The sequence below is a fragment of the Streptomyces subrutilus genome, assembly GCF_001746425.1.
Taxonomy (GTDB): domain Bacteria; phylum Actinomycetota; class Actinomycetes; order Streptomycetales; family Streptomycetaceae; genus Streptomyces; species Streptomyces subrutilus_A.
Map to the genome: position 1 here is coordinate 20,992 of NZ_MEHK01000002.1, position 17,100 is coordinate 38,091.

Annotated in this window: 11 protein-coding genes; 8 read left to right on the forward strand and 3 right to left on the reverse strand. The window is 68.0% G+C overall.

Features of this window, described 5'->3' with window-relative positions; genetic code table 11:
* The first annotated feature begins 191 nt into the window (after positions 1–191).
* The 3 genes from BGK67_RS33415 (at position 192) to BGK67_RS33425 (ending at position 10,999) form a co-directional block, all read left to right on the forward strand.
* Positions 192–3,821, forward strand: coding sequence for a laminin G domain-containing protein (locus BGK67_RS33415; RefSeq protein ID WP_079154779.1), 3,630 nt, complete (start codon positions 192–194; stop codon positions 3,819–3,821).
* 130 nt (positions 3,822–3,951) lie between these two features.
* Entirely contained in the window at positions 3,952–10,455 is a 6,504-nt protein-coding gene (locus tag BGK67_RS33420; protein WP_069924317.1) for an RHS repeat-associated core domain-containing protein, read from the forward strand.
* Between the two features lie 70 nt (positions 10,456–10,525).
* Positions 10,526–10,999 (forward strand): hypothetical protein, encoded by a 474-nt coding sequence (locus BGK67_RS33425; RefSeq protein WP_069924318.1) that lies wholly within the window; start codon positions 10,526–10,528, stop codon positions 10,997–10,999.
* Positions 11,000–11,623: 624 nt separating this feature from the next.
* On the opposite strand, the gene BGK67_RS33430 is transcribed toward BGK67_RS33425, so the two are convergent.
* Positions 11,624–12,136 carry an RICIN domain-containing protein gene (locus BGK67_RS33430; protein ID WP_208948859.1) on the reverse strand — a complete coding sequence of 171 codons (513 nt, stop codon included), beginning with the start codon at positions 12,134–12,136 and terminating at the stop codon, positions 11,624–11,626.
* Between the two features lie 127 nt (positions 12,137–12,263).
* Here BGK67_RS33430 and BGK67_RS39560 point away from each other — a divergent pair, with 127 nt between their 5' ends.
* Positions 12,264–12,536: a hypothetical protein gene (locus BGK67_RS39560; protein ID WP_208948860.1), complete on the forward strand. Its 273-nt coding sequence runs from the start codon at positions 12,264–12,266 to the stop codon at positions 12,534–12,536.
* A 41-nt stretch (positions 12,537–12,577) separates the two neighbouring features.
* Here the strand turns inward: BGK67_RS39560 and BGK67_RS33440 are convergent, their stop codons facing one another.
* On the reverse strand, positions 12,578–13,252 hold the full coding sequence (locus tag BGK67_RS33440; RefSeq protein WP_069924321.1) for a nucleotidyl transferase AbiEii/AbiGii toxin family protein: 675 nt from the start codon (positions 13,250–13,252) through the stop codon (positions 12,578–12,580).
* Positions 13,249–13,614: a hypothetical protein gene (locus BGK67_RS33445; protein WP_107489041.1), complete on the reverse strand. Its 366-nt coding sequence runs from the start codon at positions 13,612–13,614 to the stop codon at positions 13,249–13,251. The genes BGK67_RS33440 and BGK67_RS33445 overlap by 4 nt, the downstream gene beginning before the upstream one ends.
* A 308-nt stretch (positions 13,615–13,922) precedes the next feature.
* Here BGK67_RS33445 and BGK67_RS33450 point away from each other — a divergent pair, with 308 nt between their 5' ends.
* The 4 genes from BGK67_RS33450 to BGK67_RS33465 all read left to right on the forward strand — a co-directional run bounded on the left by BGK67_RS33450 (position 13,923) and on the right by BGK67_RS33465 (position 16,807).
* Positions 13,923–14,234: a hypothetical protein gene (locus BGK67_RS33450; protein ID WP_244291540.1), complete on the forward strand. Its 312-nt coding sequence runs from the start codon at positions 13,923–13,925 to the stop codon at positions 14,232–14,234.
* Positions 14,235–14,624: 390 nt separating this feature from the next.
* Complete coding sequence (locus tag BGK67_RS33455; protein ID WP_141754137.1) at positions 14,625–15,167, forward strand: WXG100 family type VII secretion target; 543 nt, start codon at positions 14,625–14,627, stop codon at positions 15,165–15,167.
* Complete coding sequence (locus BGK67_RS33460; protein WP_069924324.1) at positions 15,167–16,306, forward strand: hypothetical protein; 1,140 nt, start codon at positions 15,167–15,169, stop codon at positions 16,304–16,306. Before BGK67_RS33455 ends, BGK67_RS33460 begins: the two co-directional genes overlap by 1 nt.
* 3 nt (positions 16,307–16,309) lie before the next feature.
* Positions 16,310–16,807 carry a hypothetical protein gene (locus BGK67_RS33465; RefSeq protein ID WP_141754138.1) on the forward strand — a complete coding sequence of 166 codons (498 nt, stop codon included), beginning with the start codon at positions 16,310–16,312 and terminating at the stop codon, positions 16,805–16,807.
* Positions 16,808–17,100 lie beyond the last annotated feature (293 nt).

A 17,100-nucleotide genomic window follows, 5' to 3' on the forward strand; every position in this document is an offset into this window, starting at 1 on the left:
CCTGGCGATATCAGACCCACAGGTTCGAATCGAACACACATGCGATTTAATGTTGGACCGCCATAGCCGGTGAGGGCTTGGCGCGGCGCCCGGGGGGATCTCCGCGCCATATGAAATGGGAGAAAATGTCTGCAATCGTTGGTCGGCGGCTTTGCCATGCCGTGGCGACCGCACTCGGCATGGCCTTGGTGATGAGCGTTGCTTCGGCGTACACGCCGGCAACCGCCGTTGCCGATGCGCTGCCGGTGAGCGAGAGCGAGAAGGCGCTCAAGGCCGCGGCCGCGTCGGGCAAGCCCGTCGAGGTGCTCGGTGAACGCACCGAGTCCACCACGACGTACGCCAACCCTGACGGTCGGTCCTTCCGGCTCGACCAGTCCGCGGTTCCCGTACGCGTGAAGGCGCCGAACGGTGGCTGGACGACGCCCGACGCCACCTTGGAGTTCCGCGCCGACGGGACGGTGGGGCCGAAGTCCGCGGTCGCGGGGGTGAGCTTTTCGGGCGGTGGCGACCGGCAGAGTCTGGTGACCATCGACCACGGCGGGCGGTCGATGTCGTGGGGCTGGCAGGGCGGCGCGCTGCCCAAGCCGGTGCTGGACGGGAACAGCGCCGTGTACGCGGAGGTGCTGCCAGGGGTCGACCTGCGGATGACCGCCACGCTGAAGGGTTTCCGCGAGGTTCTCGTGGTGAAGACGCCCGAGGCCGCGAAGAATCCGAAGCTTCAGCGTGTCGAGTTCGATCTCACATCGAAGGGGATCCAGCTCAACAAGAGCAATGACGGCGGCCTGACCGCCACCGACGCCAACGGGAAGGGGATCTTCAAGGCCCCGCCGCCCTTGATGTGGGACTCGAAGGGCATGCCCGCCGCAGGCCCCGAGAGCCCGGGCGCGAAATCCAGGGCTGCGAAGGCCGAGGGCCTTTCGGCTCAGCCGATCGGCGACGCGGCAGGCGGGCGAGAGAACCCCGCGGACGGCCCGGCGGTCGGGGTTCAGACGGCCGCCATGCCCGTCCACATCGACGCGGACTCCCTCGCGGTGACCCCGAACGCGGGCTTGCTCGCCCAAAGCGACCCGGCCTCCTTCCCGCTCTACATCGACCCCTCCGTCTCCCTCGACGACGGTACGGAGCACACCGCGCTCCGCAATGACGGCGTCAAGTTCTGGAACTGGGACAACGGCGACGACGACATGGGCAAGGGCATGGGCAAGTGCGGCTCCTGGGCCGGCTACTACTGCGGCCCGGGATACGTCCAGCGCCTGTACTTCGAGTTCTCGCCCAGCAAGCTGGTCGGCAAGGAGGTCCTCACCGCCCGCTTCCGAGTCACCGAACCGTGGGCGTTCCAGTGCGAGGCCCGCAATGTCTGGCTGGTCCGCATGGACGGCGAGATCGACGCCAACACCACCTGGTCGAACAAGCCGAACTATGCCGACCTCATGGGAGACCGGTGGCTGTCGGCCGGCCGCGGCTCGGCCTGTGATCCCAATTCGCCGGCCGCACCCGTCGAGTTCGCGGACAACCTGCCCGATGAACCCGATGAGAACCTGACCCCGACCGTCCGCGACTTCGCCAACGGCCGGTACAACCGGCTGAACCTGGAACTGCGCGCGGAGGACGAATCGGACACCGCTGCGTGGAAACGCTTCCGCAACGACGCGGTCCTGTCCGTCGACTACATCGGCAAGCCGAACATGCCCATCTACGTGGGTCTGGTCGCGGGCGCCGGCGAGATCTGCTCGCACGACCCCCTCACCCCGTCGGTGGTATCGGACCCGACACCCGCCATGACCGCGATCACCGAGACGGTGTGGGGAGGCGAACCCGGCGCATCACTCCGGATCGCCATGCAGACGGAGAAGAAGGTGTCCGTCGTCAACGGCAACTACGTGACGTTCCAATGGGTTCCGGTCAAAGCCGGCGAAGCCGATGCCAACTTCATCGAGCGGCCAAGCTCGGGCTACGTGGGGGACAACGTCAAGGTCACGAGCGACCCACCCGCGGCACTGACGGAAGGCGCCCTTTACCGGTTCCGGACCTGGACGAAGTCCTTTGCGGACGGACACGTGCGGGACAGCTCGCCCAGCGCGGACTGCTACTTCAAGGTGGACCCCAGCGCCCCCAAGGCCCCGGCGATCACCTTCGGCGGCCCTTACAGCGCCTGCACCAGCACCGCGTGCGTGGCGTCCGGCAAGCCCGGCACCCCCGGAAACTTCACCTTCGGCCCGGGGACCGGTGACACCAACGCGGCCTACCAGTACAAGCTGGCCACCGACACCGCCTGGACGGAGGTCACTGGCGCGAAGCCGACCGTCTCCATCACGCCACCCCTGTCCGGCACCATGCGCCTGAGCGTCAAGGCCAAAGACTCCCTGGGACGCTGGGGCGCCGTGCAGATCGTCGACTTCGTCGTCAAGGAGGGCCCGGGCGCAGTCGGCCACTGGAGCTTCGATGAACACGACGGCCAGGCCTTCGACACCTCCACCACCGACCCGGTCCTCAAGGAGAACGCCGACCTCTTCGCGGGCGGCCAGCGCCCGGAGAACGGCCGCCGGGGCTGGGTGCGAACGCCGACCGCGCACGAGGACCGCGCGCTCCAGCTAAACCGCGCCAGCAGCCAGTACGCGGCCACGTCCAAGCCAGTCATCGACACCCGGTCCTCCTTCACCGTCGCCGGCTGGGTCCGACTCGACCACACCAACGCCAACTTCTCGCTGGTCGGCCAGGCGGGCCAGAACTTCAGCGGTGTCGCCATCACCGCGTGGGCCGGCAAGCCGTGGATGCTGCAGATGGCCACGGACGACAGCACGGAGGGCTACAAGACCATGGCCCGGCTCAACGGGCTGAACCCGGCCCAAGCCGGAGTGTGGACCCACGTCGCCGCCACCTACAACCAGTCCACCGACATCGCGCGGCTTTACGTCAACGGTCAGCTGCAAGGGCAGATGACCGTCGCCAACCCCATCGCCACCCCCGGACCGATGACCTTCGGTGCCATAAAGCACCGCGGGGCGATGACGGACTTCGTATCAGGCCGGGTCGACGAGATCACCGCTTGGCAGTCCGAGCTCAGCGAGCTCGAGGTGAAGAAGGACGCTTCGCTCCTCGACCCGGTGAATGGCAAACCGCGCGTGGACCTGGCCGGAGCCTGGGACCTCTCGACGCCCGGCGCGACCTTCACCGACATCTCCGGCAACGGCCGCGCCCTGACCCCCACCGCCGGTACGGCCGTCAGCAGCGGGGCCCTCGTCCTCAACGGGACCACCCAGGCCGCCACCGCGGCCGGTCCGGTGGTGGACGACACGGGTTCCTTCACGGTGACGGCCGAGGCCAAGCTGGACAACGCCCGCCTGGTCGACAAGCCGAACGGCTACCGGGCCCAGATCATGGGCCAGCGCACCACCACCGGCTCCTCCTGGGGCCTGTGGTTCGAAAAGACCGGCACCAGGACCGAGCCTTCCGAACTCGACCCCACGAAGTGGCTGACCCTCGCCGAGGGCACCTGGCACTTCGGCCGGCTCACGGACGACGGTTCGGGCCCCTCCGTGGCCGGCGACAGCCCGGCCGCACTCAACGCGGGCGTCCAGGTGACCGGCGTCCACAACGCCCAGGACGGCACGATCGCCCTCTACGTGGGCGCGGTCGGCCAGGCCCAGCCCAAGGCCTACACGGCCACCGCCGGTACGGGCGAGCTCGCCGTAGGCAAGGGCTTCACCAACAGCACCTGGGGCAACTTCCTGCCCGGCGAGATCAAGGGCATGCGCCTGTGGTCCGGCGCCATGAAGGACGCCCAGCAGATCTCGGACACCGTCTTCGGCTCAGGCAGCTGACAGCCGAACGCAACAGCGTCGTGCCGTGGCCGCCCCGACAGGGCGGCCACGGCCCTCCTGCATCCCCTTTTCCCTTGGAGCATTCATGTCGAGCCGCTCACCAGGCGCGAGAACGCGCCACCGGCTGTCATTGGCAGCCGCACTGGCCCTGGTCCTCACGGTGCCGGGGTCACTCACGCCCCTCGCGGTCGCCGCGGACCTCCCCGGCGCCCCTAAAGCCGCCCAACACAAGGACGCCAAGGTCCGGGCGGTCAACGCCCAAGGCGCCAAGGCCGCCCGGGACCTGGTCGCGAAGAACCAGGCCCAGAACAGGGCCCAGGCGCAGCGGGCCCGCGGTGACGCCAAAGCCGACTGGCCCAAAGCCGCCACCCTCGTACGAGACGGTTCCGCCGCCCCGGCACGCACCCGCCCGCTGGTCGACGTACAGCCCACGGCCCGGCCGAGAAGCGCGCTGCTCGCCCCCACCGTGCCCGTCGGCCCGGTCGCGGCCCTGGGCGGCGCAGCCGGGAAGTCGACTGTCAAGGTTCTCGACCAGAAGGCAGCGGAGCGGGCCGGCATCACAGGCGTGCTGTTCACGGCGACGAGCACGGCCGATGGACCGGCGCGGCTCACGGTCGACTACGGCTCCTTCGCCTCCGCCGTCGGCGGCGGCTGGTCCACCCGCCTCGGCCTGGTCGCACTGCCCTCCTGCGTACTGACGACCCCGGAGAAGGCGGAGTGCCGCACGACGACTCCGCTGCCGTCAGCGAACAGCATCGAGAACCGCAGCGTGACGGCGGAGGTCCCTTCGCTCCGGGAAGGGGGCACAGGCGCGGGCAAGGCTCTCCAACAGACCCCGGCGGTCTTCGCGGTGATGGCCACCGACACCACGTCGCCCAAGGGTTCGGGTGACCACTCGGCAACGCCGCTTTCTGCCTCCTCCAGCTGGCAGTCCGGCTCCTCCAGCGGCGCCTTCACCTGGTCCTATCCGGTCGCCGTACCACCGGCTGCGGCAGGACCCGTCCCATCGCTCTCGTTCTCGTACAACTCGGGAAGCATCGACGGCCGGACAGCCAACTCCAACAACCAGGGCTCTCAAGTGGGTGAGGGCTTCGATCTGACCTCGTCATACATCGAGCGCAAATACGGCTCCTGCGACGACGACGGACAGACCGACAAGGACGACCTCTGCTGGAAGTACGAGAACGCGTCACTGGTGCTCAACGGCAAGTCCACCGAGCTCGTCAAGGACGACACGAGCGGCACGTGGCGGCTGAAGGACGACGATGCTTCACAGGTCAGCTGGGCGACCGGCGCCGACAACGGTGACGACAACGGCGAATACTGGAAGGTCGTCACCGGCGACGGTACGACCTACACCTTCGGTCTGAACAAGCTTCCCGGAGCCGGCGCCCAGCGGACCAACTCGACCTGGACGGTCCCCGTCTTCGGCGATGACTCGGGCGAGCCCGGCTACGCCAAGGGCTCCTCCTTCGTCGACCGCTCACAGGTCCAGGCGTGGCGCTGGAACGTGGACCTGGTCCAAGACCTCCACGGCAATGCCGCCAGCTACTGGTACGCGGCCGAGACCAACCACTACGCCAAGAACGGGGACAAGACCAAGCTCGCGGCCTACACCCGAGGCGGAACCCTCTCCGAGATCCGCTACGGCCAGCGCGAAGACACGCTCTTCACCACCAACGCTTCTCACAAGGTCACGTTCGGCTACGAGGAGCGGTGCTTCGGGGCGAACTGCGGCAATCTCACCAAGGACACGTCGGACAACTGGCCCGATGTGCCCTTCGATGCGATCTGCGCGAGCGGAGCCACCGACTGCCGGGCGGCTTCCCCGGCCTTCTTCACCCGCAAGCGCATGACGGCCGTCACCACCCACGCGTGGTCCACGGCGCTCGAACCCGACAACTACGCCCCCATCGACACCTTCGACCTCACCCAGGAGTACCTGGACCCGGGTGACCTCGGCGACACCAGCGACCAGAGCCTGGTGCTGAAGTCCATCAAGCGCACCGGACGCAACGGGGCGACGACGGCGGACGTTCCCCCCGTCGACTTCACCTACCACATGCGGCCGAACCGGGTCGATGCCGACGGCGACGACGTCGTTCCGCTCAGCCGCCCGCGCATCAACACCATCACGTCCGAGGCCGGCGCCATCACCACGGTCACCCTCTCCGACCCCCAGTGCGTACGCGGCACCAGGATGCCGACCGCCGAGGACACCAACTCGCTGTCCTGCTACCCGGTCTACTGGCCCGTCAACGGCGGCGACCCGAAACTCGACTGGTTCCACAAGTACAACGTCAGCGCCGTCACCCTCGCCGATCCGGCCGGCCAGAACGATCTGGTCGAGCATGCCTACACCTACGAGAACCCAGGCTGGCGGTACAACGACGATCCCTTCACCCCCGAGGACGAACGCACCTGGTCCACATGGCGGGGCTACGGCAAGGTCACTTCCTTCATTGGCGCCGCCGACAAGACCCGTTCCAAGACCGTGAAGGTTTTCATGCAGGGCTTGCGGGGCGACAAGCGCAAGGGCACGAGCGCCACCCGTACCACCACGGTCGCGGCAGTCCCGGTTCCGGGCCTGACGATTCCCGACATCGACGACGACGAGCAGTACTCGGGCTTCCAGCGCCAGGAGATCACCTACGAGGGCGCCGCCCCGCGGTCCGTCTCGGTCACCGACCCCTGGAGCCGGCAGACCTCGAGCCAGCAGAAGTCGTACGCGAACATCAAGGGCCACTACGTCCGCACAGGATCCTCCTACAGCCACACCTTCCTCACCTCCTCCAACACCTGGCGCACGACCCGGACCGACAACACCTACGACGACTACGGCATGCAGTCCCGCACGTCGTCGTCCGGCGACACCGCCAAGACCGGTGACGAGACCTGCACCCGGGTCTGGTACGCCCGCAACCAGGCCAAGGGCCTCACCAACCTGCCCTCACGCACCCGTACGGTGGGTGCCTCGTGCACCGTCACCGACGACCAGCTGAGCCTTCCGGCGACCTCGGCCAACCGCGGAGACGTCCTCTCCGACACCGCCACGGTCTACGACGACGTCAACGCCGGAGGCTGGTCGGCGACCCAGACCCCGACCCTCGGACTGTCCACCTGGACCGGTCGTGCCCAGTCCTACCCCGCCGCCTCCGGTACGGCCGACCGTGACCCGGCGGGTACGGGCGGCTGGCAGACCACTGGCAGGTCCACCTACGACACGGCTTCGGCCAAACTCGGCCGCAGGCTGACCGCGACCGACGCGGCCGGGAACACGACCACGACCAGCTACTCCCCGGCGTCGGCCGGCCCGCTGGAAGTCACCGTGGTCACCGCCCCGAAGCTCGCCGCCAACGGCCAGCAGCACAGGTCGTACTCGTACGTGGACCTGCGCGGCTCCATCGTGCGCTCCATCGACGAGACCATGGCCTCGACCTACACGACGTACGACGGACTCGGCAGGATCACCGCGACCTGGCTCCCGAACCGGGGCCAGTCCCAGACCCCGAACGTCAAGTACGGCTACGGAATGGCGCGCGGCAAGCAGCCGTGGACCTCCGTGAGCTCGCTCATGGCGGACGGGACGAGCTACAAGACGGTCTACTCGATCGCCGATGCCCTGCTGCGACCGTTGCAGACCCAGACGCCGTCGCCGAACGGCGGCCGGCTGCTGACCGACACACGCTACGACTCGCGCGGTCTGGCCTACGAGTCCTATGCCGACATCTGGGACAAGGACAAGGCACCCGAGGGCACCTATGCCCGAGCCGAGTACGGCAGCACCCCGGCGCAGACCGAGACCGTCTTCGACGGCATGGGCCGCGCCGTCACCTCCTCACTCCTGGTCTACGGGGTGAAGAAGCAGACCACCAGCACCAGCTACACCGGTGACTCCGTCGCCACGACGGCGGTCCAGGGCGGCACGGCCAGCCGCACGATCACCGACGCCCTCGGCCGTACCACGGAGACCCGCACCTACGGCGGAATGGTGCCGAACGATCCGGCTTTCGGGGGCACCGCGCCGGGCACGCCGTACACCAGCGTGAGCCACACGTTCACCCTCGACGGCAAGCAGGCGACGATCACCGGGCCCGACAGCGCGAAGTGGACGTACGGCTACGACCTCTTCGGCCGGAAGGTCAGCTCCTCCGACCCCGACAAGGGCACGGCCACCACCTCCTACACGGTCCTGGACCAGGTGGCGACCTCGAAGGACGCGCGCAACACGGTCCTGGAGTACGGCTATGACGAACTCGGCCGCAAGACCGGTCTGTGGACGTCCCCGAAGTCCGACGCCAACAAGCTCGCGGCGTGGACGTACGACACCGTGCGCAAGGGCTCCCCGACGGACTCCACCCGCTACGAGGGCGGTCTGACCGGCAAGGCCTACACCAAGTCCGTCACCGCCTACGACACCCTGGGGCGGCCCGCGACGACCCGGCTGACCCTGCCCGGCAACGACCCGCTCGTCACCTCGGGCGCCATCGCGGCCACCACTGACCACACGGTCAGCTACCGGCTGGACGGCACGCTCAACACGACGACGGCGCCGGCCGTCGGCGGACTGCCGGCCGAGACGCTCCAGCTGCACTACAACGGCTTCGGCCTTCCGAAAGCGCTTTCCGGCACCACCGACTACGTCCAGAACGTGGCCTACTCCCCCCTGGGCGAGATCGACCAGCTCACCCTGGCCCGCTCCGCGGCCGCCGGGGTACGCAAGACCTTCATCGGCAACACGTACGAGGAGGGCACCCGGCGCCTGCTGCGGTCCACGGTCAACGACCAGACCCACACCGGCATGCTCCAAGAACTCACCTACAGCTACGACCAGGCCGGAAACGTCCTGTCGATCTTCGACTCGGCCCCGCTGAGCGGCTTCACCAAGGCCGACAACCAGTGCTTCGCCTACGACGGCCAACGCCGCATCACCGAAGCCTGGACCCCGAAGACGGCAGACTGCTCCGCCGGCGGACGTACCGCGGCCAACCTGGACGGCGCCGCCCCCTACTGGACCAGCTACACCTACACCCCATCGGGCCAGCGGGCCACGGAGAAGACCAACACCGGCACCCCGCAGACCCGTACCTACTGCTACGAACCGGCTCGCCCGCACGCCCTGGCAGCCACCACCACCGGCGCCACCTGCACCGGCGTCACCGCGCAGTACGCCTACGACGCCACGGGCAACACCGCCAAGCGCGCCGAAACCCCGGGCAGCACCAGCTCCCAGACCCTGGCCTGGGGACCGGAGGGCAAGCTCGCCAAGCTGACCGAAGGCGCAACCACCACGGACTACGTCTACGACGCGGAAGGCGAACTGCTGATCCGCCGCGACCCGGCCGGCGAGACGATCCTCTACACCGCCTCCACAGAGGTTCACCTCAAGGGCGCCAAGAAGTGGGCGACCCGCTCCTACACCGTTGCCGGCACGAAGATCGCCGTGGTCACCAACGTATCCGGCACCGCCAAACTGTCGTACACGGCGGGCGACGCCCACGGCACCTCGTCGCTGACCGTCTCCGGCGACGACAGCCAGACGGTGACCAAGCGCTACACGACCCCGTTCGGCTCGGCTCGGGGGTCGGCCACGGCGAACTGGCCCGACGACAAGCGGTTCCTGGACAAGCCCGAGGACATCAGCACAGGCCTGACGCACGTCGGAGCCCGCGAATACGACCCAGCCCTCGGCCAGTTCCTCAGCGTCGACCCGGTCCTCGCGCCGGACGCCGCACAGTCCCTCAACGGCTACGCCTATGCGAGCAACAACCCCGTCACCAACGCCGACCCGTCGGGCATGTGCCCGGAAGTCGACTGCCCGACCCGGCCCTGCCCCAACTGCGAGAACACCACGCCCGGAAACGAACCCGGCCCTCCGACGCTGACGGAAGCCGGCAAGCAGGGCGGCTCCGGCCTGACGCGGCCATGGCGCGGAAGGGACTACACGATCTCGCCCGGCGATGTGTACAGGCCGCTGACGATGGAATGGCGACCCGCCTTCGTTCCCATCCCGTTCGCCCCGGTGGTCGAAGGATTCGGAATCCTCGACGAGGGCGGCCCGTACAACGAGTGGGAGACCTCGCGCGCCCTGTTCCTGGGCTGGCTCTGGGGTGGCGGCTACCCCTTGGGACCGAACCAGAAGTTCAAGGGAGGCGATGCGTTCACGAAGGTGCTCGCGGGTGACGAAACGATCAGGGGCGCCCGCGAGATGCTGCTGGCGCAGGCCCTGGGGAGCGGAATGGACGCGACCTACGCAAAGGAGCCGTACGCATTCAGCTACAAGGACAGGGGTCCTGAACCTGGCAGCCCGTGGTGGAAATTCAATACGGCGCGAGGGATCTACAACGATTTCTCCAGCGTCGTCACCAATGGAACTCTCGGACACGAGAACATGGCGGACGCCTTCTTGGGCACATACTCCGCAAAGGCTCAGATCGTCAACGTGGACAAGGAAAAGGGTGCCGTGCGCATTCAGTTCTCGGTCAACAATCTGAGTGACTGGAACTCTGCCACGCACATGGTTCCACGGGAATGGAATCCGCTTTTCGACAAGACGTTCGGCGCGGCCGTTTCGCAGGAATTCACCTGGCAGGAAAGACTTCCGCTGAACGTATGCGGATGCTCCGTCAAATAGGCTGAACGTCAGGAGGGGGCGAGGTGGATGATACATTCGCTCCGCCTCCCCGTGAAAATATGGAGATAGAATGCGCTATCGTCGGTTCCCCCTGGCAACTCGCCTGTTTGCGCTGGCCACCGTGTTGTTGCTGTCGGCGTGCGGCGGTTCGGAAGAACCGCGAGCAGTGACAGATATCGGCAGTCTCACGGGCAAATGGGCCACGGGAGCCGGCGCCAGCCTGGTCTTCAAAGCGGACCACACGTTCGACTCGCAAGGTCTGAGCCTGGATCCTGCCCTCGTCCGCGGCTGCCCCAGCGGCACGGGCCACGGGAACTGGGCCTTCTTCGTGGACGAGGGAACTCCCGGGGGACTCGTCGGGATGGACAAGGAGGCGCAGTCTGGCGAAACCGTCGGGGTCACCTTCCGGGACATGCCCCTGGGAGACTGCAGCATCACCCTGAGCGTCATCAGGGACGGATCCGTTCTCTGCGTCTCCATGGATCCGGACCAAGTGTGCTCCTTCAAGGAACGCTTCACCCGCGTCGAGGGGAACCGCGGGTAGGCCAAGGGCAAGGACACCGGAGCCAGCGGCGCCGACTCGCGCAGCTGGGAGGCATCCGGTCCAAAAGCCGCCGTCGGCAAGACCATCACGATCGCCGACGGCGGCTATGCGCATGGTCGGTGAGGGCGAAGCGGAGCCTGGTGGACGATGGCGAGCTTGGACCTGCCGCGCCTTGGATGACGGCCGCCACACCAAGACCCGTGACCGTGCTTTCCGACTCCGCAGTCGGACGGCGGAGCCGTTCCCATCCGATGCCTACCCGGCGGGTCTGTCATCGTTCGCAGCACGGGCTGAGGCATGGGGCGGAGGGCTCTCCAGGGGCCGGCCGGATCGGCAGAGTGCCGACGCATACCCAGGATGCCGTCCTGGATCGGTGAGTTGTGGGTGGATTGCCGGATTCAGCGAAAGTGTGCGAGAACGGCGCTTCGGCCACGTAGAGTCGCAGGTCAGCAAGCCTGCTCCCTGCGCACGCGGGGATGTGCGTTCACTGGCACCGCACGCCCCTGACGTACGCGGACGACTTGTGCCCCAGGGCTCATCAGGCGCGGGCGGCAGCGGTCTGTCTACGGTCGCCGTGCGGTCGCTCAGACAGCTCGGCAACCGTACGCGCGTGCCCGGCCGCGGTCAGTACCAGCGCTGGTGGACGTTGAAGGCACTGGAGTTCGCGTTCCAGAGGCCAACCGGGCTGCCGTTCCCCCGCCAGCTGCTCGAGTAGCCGTCCAGGGCGAGGGTGCTGCTGCTGATGAGCGACGTGAGGGCGAACTCGTTGTTGCCGAGTTGGTGGACGCGGAAGACCTGACCGCGGGCGGCGCCGTCCTTGCAGTCGTAGATATTGAACTGGGCGCCAGGGCGTTCCCAGTGCGAGGACGGGTAGTCGAGGCAACGTCCGGAGGCGTTGTTGACCAGCAGAAAGTCGGAGTTGCCGCCGGAGCTTACGGCCCGCCACCGCCAGTAGAGGGTGGGGCCTCCGTTGCATTCCCAGAAGCCGACCGGGGAGTTGTTGGCTGCTCCACCGCGCTCGAAGTTGTCGAGGCAGTACTTGTCGCCGTAGCCACGTAACGCATGGTGAACGCGGGCGAGTCCAGAACCCGTGCCGGAGTACCGGCCCGCCGGCATTGCCTTGCAGGCACGCGGCACCGGACGCGCCTACAGCGCCACGGTGGATAAGGTGAACGTGGACCTCGCCGGGACACCGGGTTGATCACCACTGCCGGTGCGGATGGAGCAGCCGCGCCGCGGCGTTGCTGCCCCTGAGCTCCACCTGGTGTCGCCCGCGCCGGACGCCGAGCGGGCCGCCGAACTGATGGACCTCCAGCGGGCGGCCCGCAGCCTCGCTGCCCTGCCCGACGCAAAGGACGCCGCGACCACCGGCCGCAAGGCCCGCGACGAGGCCCGCCAAGTCCTGCGCGAGGCCTTGCGCCTTGGCATCGAGCACCAGGGCCAGCTCGCCGTGCTCAGCGCTGGCGGCCTGCTCGCCGTGGACGTCCCGCGCTCTGTGTTCATCGGCGAAGCCGATGTGGCTTTGCCTAATGCCTGAGCGTGGCGGAACCCCGCAGCTCACTGGCCTGCACAGGGGCGTCAGCTGTCGTCGTCGTGGCCATCGTCTTCGTGCAGGCGCTGCTCCAGATCGCTCACCCAGCGCTGGGCCCACGCGCGGAGCTCGGCCGTCTCGTCCTCGGTGAGGCCGTAGGCGGCGAACTCATCGTCGTCGGCCCAGTCCGCGCCGGCGAGACGGTCGCGCAGGTCGTGGAGGCGGAACTCGTCGCGACCGTGCCGCCTGCCGAGGCGCTCCAGCTCGTTGGCGGTGCGGTGTCGGGAAGCCGCGTGTACGTCGATGAGGTCGCGGACGGCGCCGCGGTCGGCCAGGGCGCGGACCTTGGTGCCGATGACGGAGTCGAAGGCGAGGACCGGCCCGTACTCGGTCTGGGCCGGCGGCGTCCAGAAGTGTTCCTTGAGGACGTCCACCTCGCACTCCTCGCCGGTGTCGGGGTCGGCTGCCATCAGGCGGGCCGACAGGGCGTCCACGTCGATCACGCGCACCTGCCAGCCCCGTGCGGCCAAGCCCCGCTCGAGGTCCGCGACGATCTCGGCCATGGGGGCCGGGTTCTCGGTGGCGACGGCGAGGTCCTGGCTGAGCCGCTCGACGAGGCCGTGGGCCTGGACGGCGTACCCTCCGGTGATCACGAGGGGGTACGGGGCGCCGATGTCGATGACGGCGGCCAGGAGCCGCCGGTGCAAGTCGCTCAGGTTCACGCTGCGGCGGATCCCGTAGTCGCCAGCTCGGGGAAGGCTTCCTCCCACACCTGCCGCAGATGCCTGCTGATCAAGGTGCGCAGGACGGGCCACTGCGCCAGGAGGAGGTCACGGTTCAGCAGGGTGACGAGGTCTTCGTGCTGCCCTTCGGCCAGGACGGTGCGGTACAGGCCCATGCGCAGGCGCGGTCGGTCCAGGTCGTAGGAGCGCAGTCCGGACCAGGCCACGTGCAGCGGCAGCTCGACGACGCCGTGCCGCGGACCTGCGAGTTTCTCCAGCGAGGCGGGCAACCGGCCCGCGTACCGGGCGTGCAGCACCTCGGCGGCCGAGGGCGCCGCGCTGCTGGAGGAGAGCGTGACCATGGACCCGATTATCCCGCGTCCCGCCCGTCCCCGGTACCGCAGACGCGACACACCGCCCCGGTGGCTGTATCGCGTGCCGCGACCATGACCATTCCACCTACGGTCCGGCTGGAGCACGTCTCCTTGTTCTGAGGTAGATCCGGCTGACCCTGGCTGGTCGAGACCCAGGCGACCCGGGGGCTGCGCGGATACTGTCGCTGCGGAGGTGGAGGCTCGTGTCATGGCCGTCTGTGATCGTTCTTGCCCCTGAGGGGCGACGCCCGTGGCTTGACGGACGACTTCGTTCCTTTGAACTCGTGCCGGATCCCGTGACGGGTGACGAAAGACTCCGCTGGCACGGGTACTCGTACCACCTCGACCTCTCAGGCAGGATCCTGGCGGACTACGAGTCGGACGAGCTCGAGCAGGTGAGGTCCCAGATCGGTGAGCCGTACGGCGTCTATGTGTCGTGCGAGTCCATGGACGCGGCCCGGACTTTCCTCCGCTACGTTCTCGACGGCTTCGACGGCCTCATCGACACCAACCACTTCGAGATCCTGCCGGCGAAGGAGTTCCTCGCGCTGGTGGACGGTTACCCGGAATGGGACTGGCGCCGCCAACCAAGCACGGCCCTGCGGTAGTGCGTCTTTCACCTGTGGGCCCAGATGCGGATGAGCGGGCGAGGGCGAAGCGGGAGCTGGTAGGCGATGGCGAGCCTGGATCTGCTGCGCTCGGGAATGGCCGCCACGCCGAGACCGTGACCGTGCATCTGGATGCCGTAAGTCGGACCGGGCGGAGCCGTTCCCATTCGATGTCGACCCGGCGGGTCTGCCATAGGTTGGCAGGACGGGCTGACCACGAACGGGCCATGACGGCGGACGGCAAGGCGGGAACCTCAGTACCTCTGGCGGGTCCGCTCGACGAGCCCGCAGCGCACATGAGCCGTTTTAGGCACATTGATCAACTCCTCTAGAGTGGGGAGCGCACAGATTTTCGCTTTTGCGTTCACTCGCCGGGGGGGCGGACACCACATGGCTGATGACAATTTGCCCGAGCCGGACCGGCTTCCGCTGACTCCGGACGAACTCGAGCGGCACGGCTCCGAGTGGGGCGGTGCCGTCTTCACGGCCCCGCCCGCCGACAGTTACGCGGATCCGCTCGCTCCCGCCGGCCTGCCCACCGGACCGCCCCTGCTCCGGCAACCGCCGCTCGGCTTCCAGCCGTTCGCGCCTGCGCCCGGTGGCCCGACCCAGGATGCGCTCAAGATCGCCCCTGCAGTCCTGACCACTGCGGCGGGAAAGGCGGACGAGATCCATACCGCCTTCACCAAGTCGGCGGCCGCTCTGGAGGAGCCGGCACGCACCGCCTCCACCGCCATGACGGGTTGGGAATCAGCCGATGCGCTCAAGGTGGCCCACAAGCAGTGGGAGAAGCAGGCAGGCACCGTCGCGGGCTGGCTGGCGCACATATCCGAGAGCCTGCGCATCGCGGCCCGGGACTACAACAAGACCAACGCCGACGTCGACCACTCCTTCCGGGGAGTGTCCCGCCGCTCGCAGCTGGACGGACTCTGATGACCAGCTTCTACCAGGAGATCCTGGAAACGGACCTCGGTCCGCTGGAGAAGCTGCTCGCGCAGTGGCGTACCAGCCGCGACGCCCTCGCGAAGCTTCCGGAACGGGTCCGCGACGACATGCTGACGCCGCTGCGGGACAGGGGCTACTGGGAGGGCGCAGCCGCCCCGTACGCGTGGCGGATGATCGATGACATCGAACGGCAGATCGCGTCGGCCGCCAAGGTCGCCGATGCGGCGATCGGCGTGATGGAAGATGCCCTCGGCGAGTTCAAGGCGGTGAAGAAGGACCTGCAGGACACGGTCCGGCGCGCCCAGGAGAAGGGCGTCTTCATCGAGGCGAGTGGTCTCGCGGCCACTACGGTGTTCGACGGCCAGTGCAAAGTGATCGAGAAGGACTCGGCGGAGGCCAAGGCGATCGAGGGCGCCCAGCGCGAGATCAACGGCGTCGTGAAGCGGGGCATCGCCGCCGATCGGAACCTGGCATTCGCCCTGATGTCGGACGTGGGTCTCGGGCAGTGGTTCAACAGCAACCCGCAGCACAGGAACATCGACACCACCGACAGGATCTCCCACGGGGACTACAACGCCCTCAACCTCGCCATGCAGGGCAAAGACCCCTACCCCGCCCGTCAGCGCGAAGGGGCCTACGCGCTGGGCTGGGACTACGGGACCGGCAGCGGCCCGCGGGACCGCGAGTACCACGACGGCGACAAGATGACGGAGCTGATCAAGAAGAGTGTCAGCATGGAGCAGCTCCGGGCCGACACCCTCGCCGGGTGGCGGGAGAACGCGGCCCAGGACGGCACCGTCAGCTACTCGATCTCCAAGGACGGGAAGATCGGCGCACTCAAGAAGCTCGTCACCACCGACCTCCCGGCGATCATCACCAATGACGAGGAACACCTGGGCGAGGCCTTCGTGGGGTCCTACTCTCTCGACTACAGCGTGAAGGGACAGGACCCCGACGGCTCGCTCGTGGTGGAGTACACGCTGAACAACTCCACCAGCAACGAGTCCCTCCTCCACTACGCCGGCTATTACGAATGGCTGGAGAAGACCAACCGCGAGGAGGGCGTGCTGTCCACGATCGACCAGAAGATCACCTGGACCGAGCGCATCCCCGCAGACGGAAAGTAGTCCGTGCACCACCGATCACGATCACATCGCCTCCGCCGTGCCGCGGCAGCCCTGGCCGTCGTCGCCGGAACGCTCACCGCCTGCGGCACGGACCCGCTCGAACGCTGTGTGCCGGAGCCCTCCACCACGGCCAGCGCGGCTCAGCTCGTGGGTACGTACGTCGGGTCGCGCGAGGCCGACGGCGTCCGCCTGACCCTTACCGCCACCCCGGGCGGCAACCGCGGCGGCACCCTCACGGCGGAGAACTGGCCCACGGGCAACTTCCACACCTCGCAGCCGGGCAAGGCCTTCACCGGCTCCGGGACCTGGGAGGTCGAGGACCCGCGCCCTCCGACGCGCAGGTCCCTGCTCCGGCTGCAGTTCGAGGACCCGGCGGAGGTCACCTCGGGAGACACGCTGGACAAGCTGTCCATCGGCATCGACGCCCAACGGATCTTCGTCTACGACGACGTCGACCCCGACGTCTGCCCTGCATTCCGTCTGCAGCTTCAGACGGAATGAGTCGGCTTTCGGGGTCGCGTCCGTCGCGTCGCGGGGACAGGGCGGGAGGCGCCGCCGCGGCGGCTTCGGTGGGACCTGGAGTGGTGCGTCGTATGGACGAGATCGTCGATCCTCGCTGCGTCGAGATGGAGAGACGCTCCGCCACGCCAGCATGGACACGTTGACGCCGTTGTCGCTGACGATCCCCTTCCCTCCAGCTGATCGACGCCGAAGCACGTGGGTCCGCCGAGGACGGGGTGAGGGTCGTCTTGACCGAAGTGGACAGTTCGTTGTGGGACGCCAGGGCTGTCGGG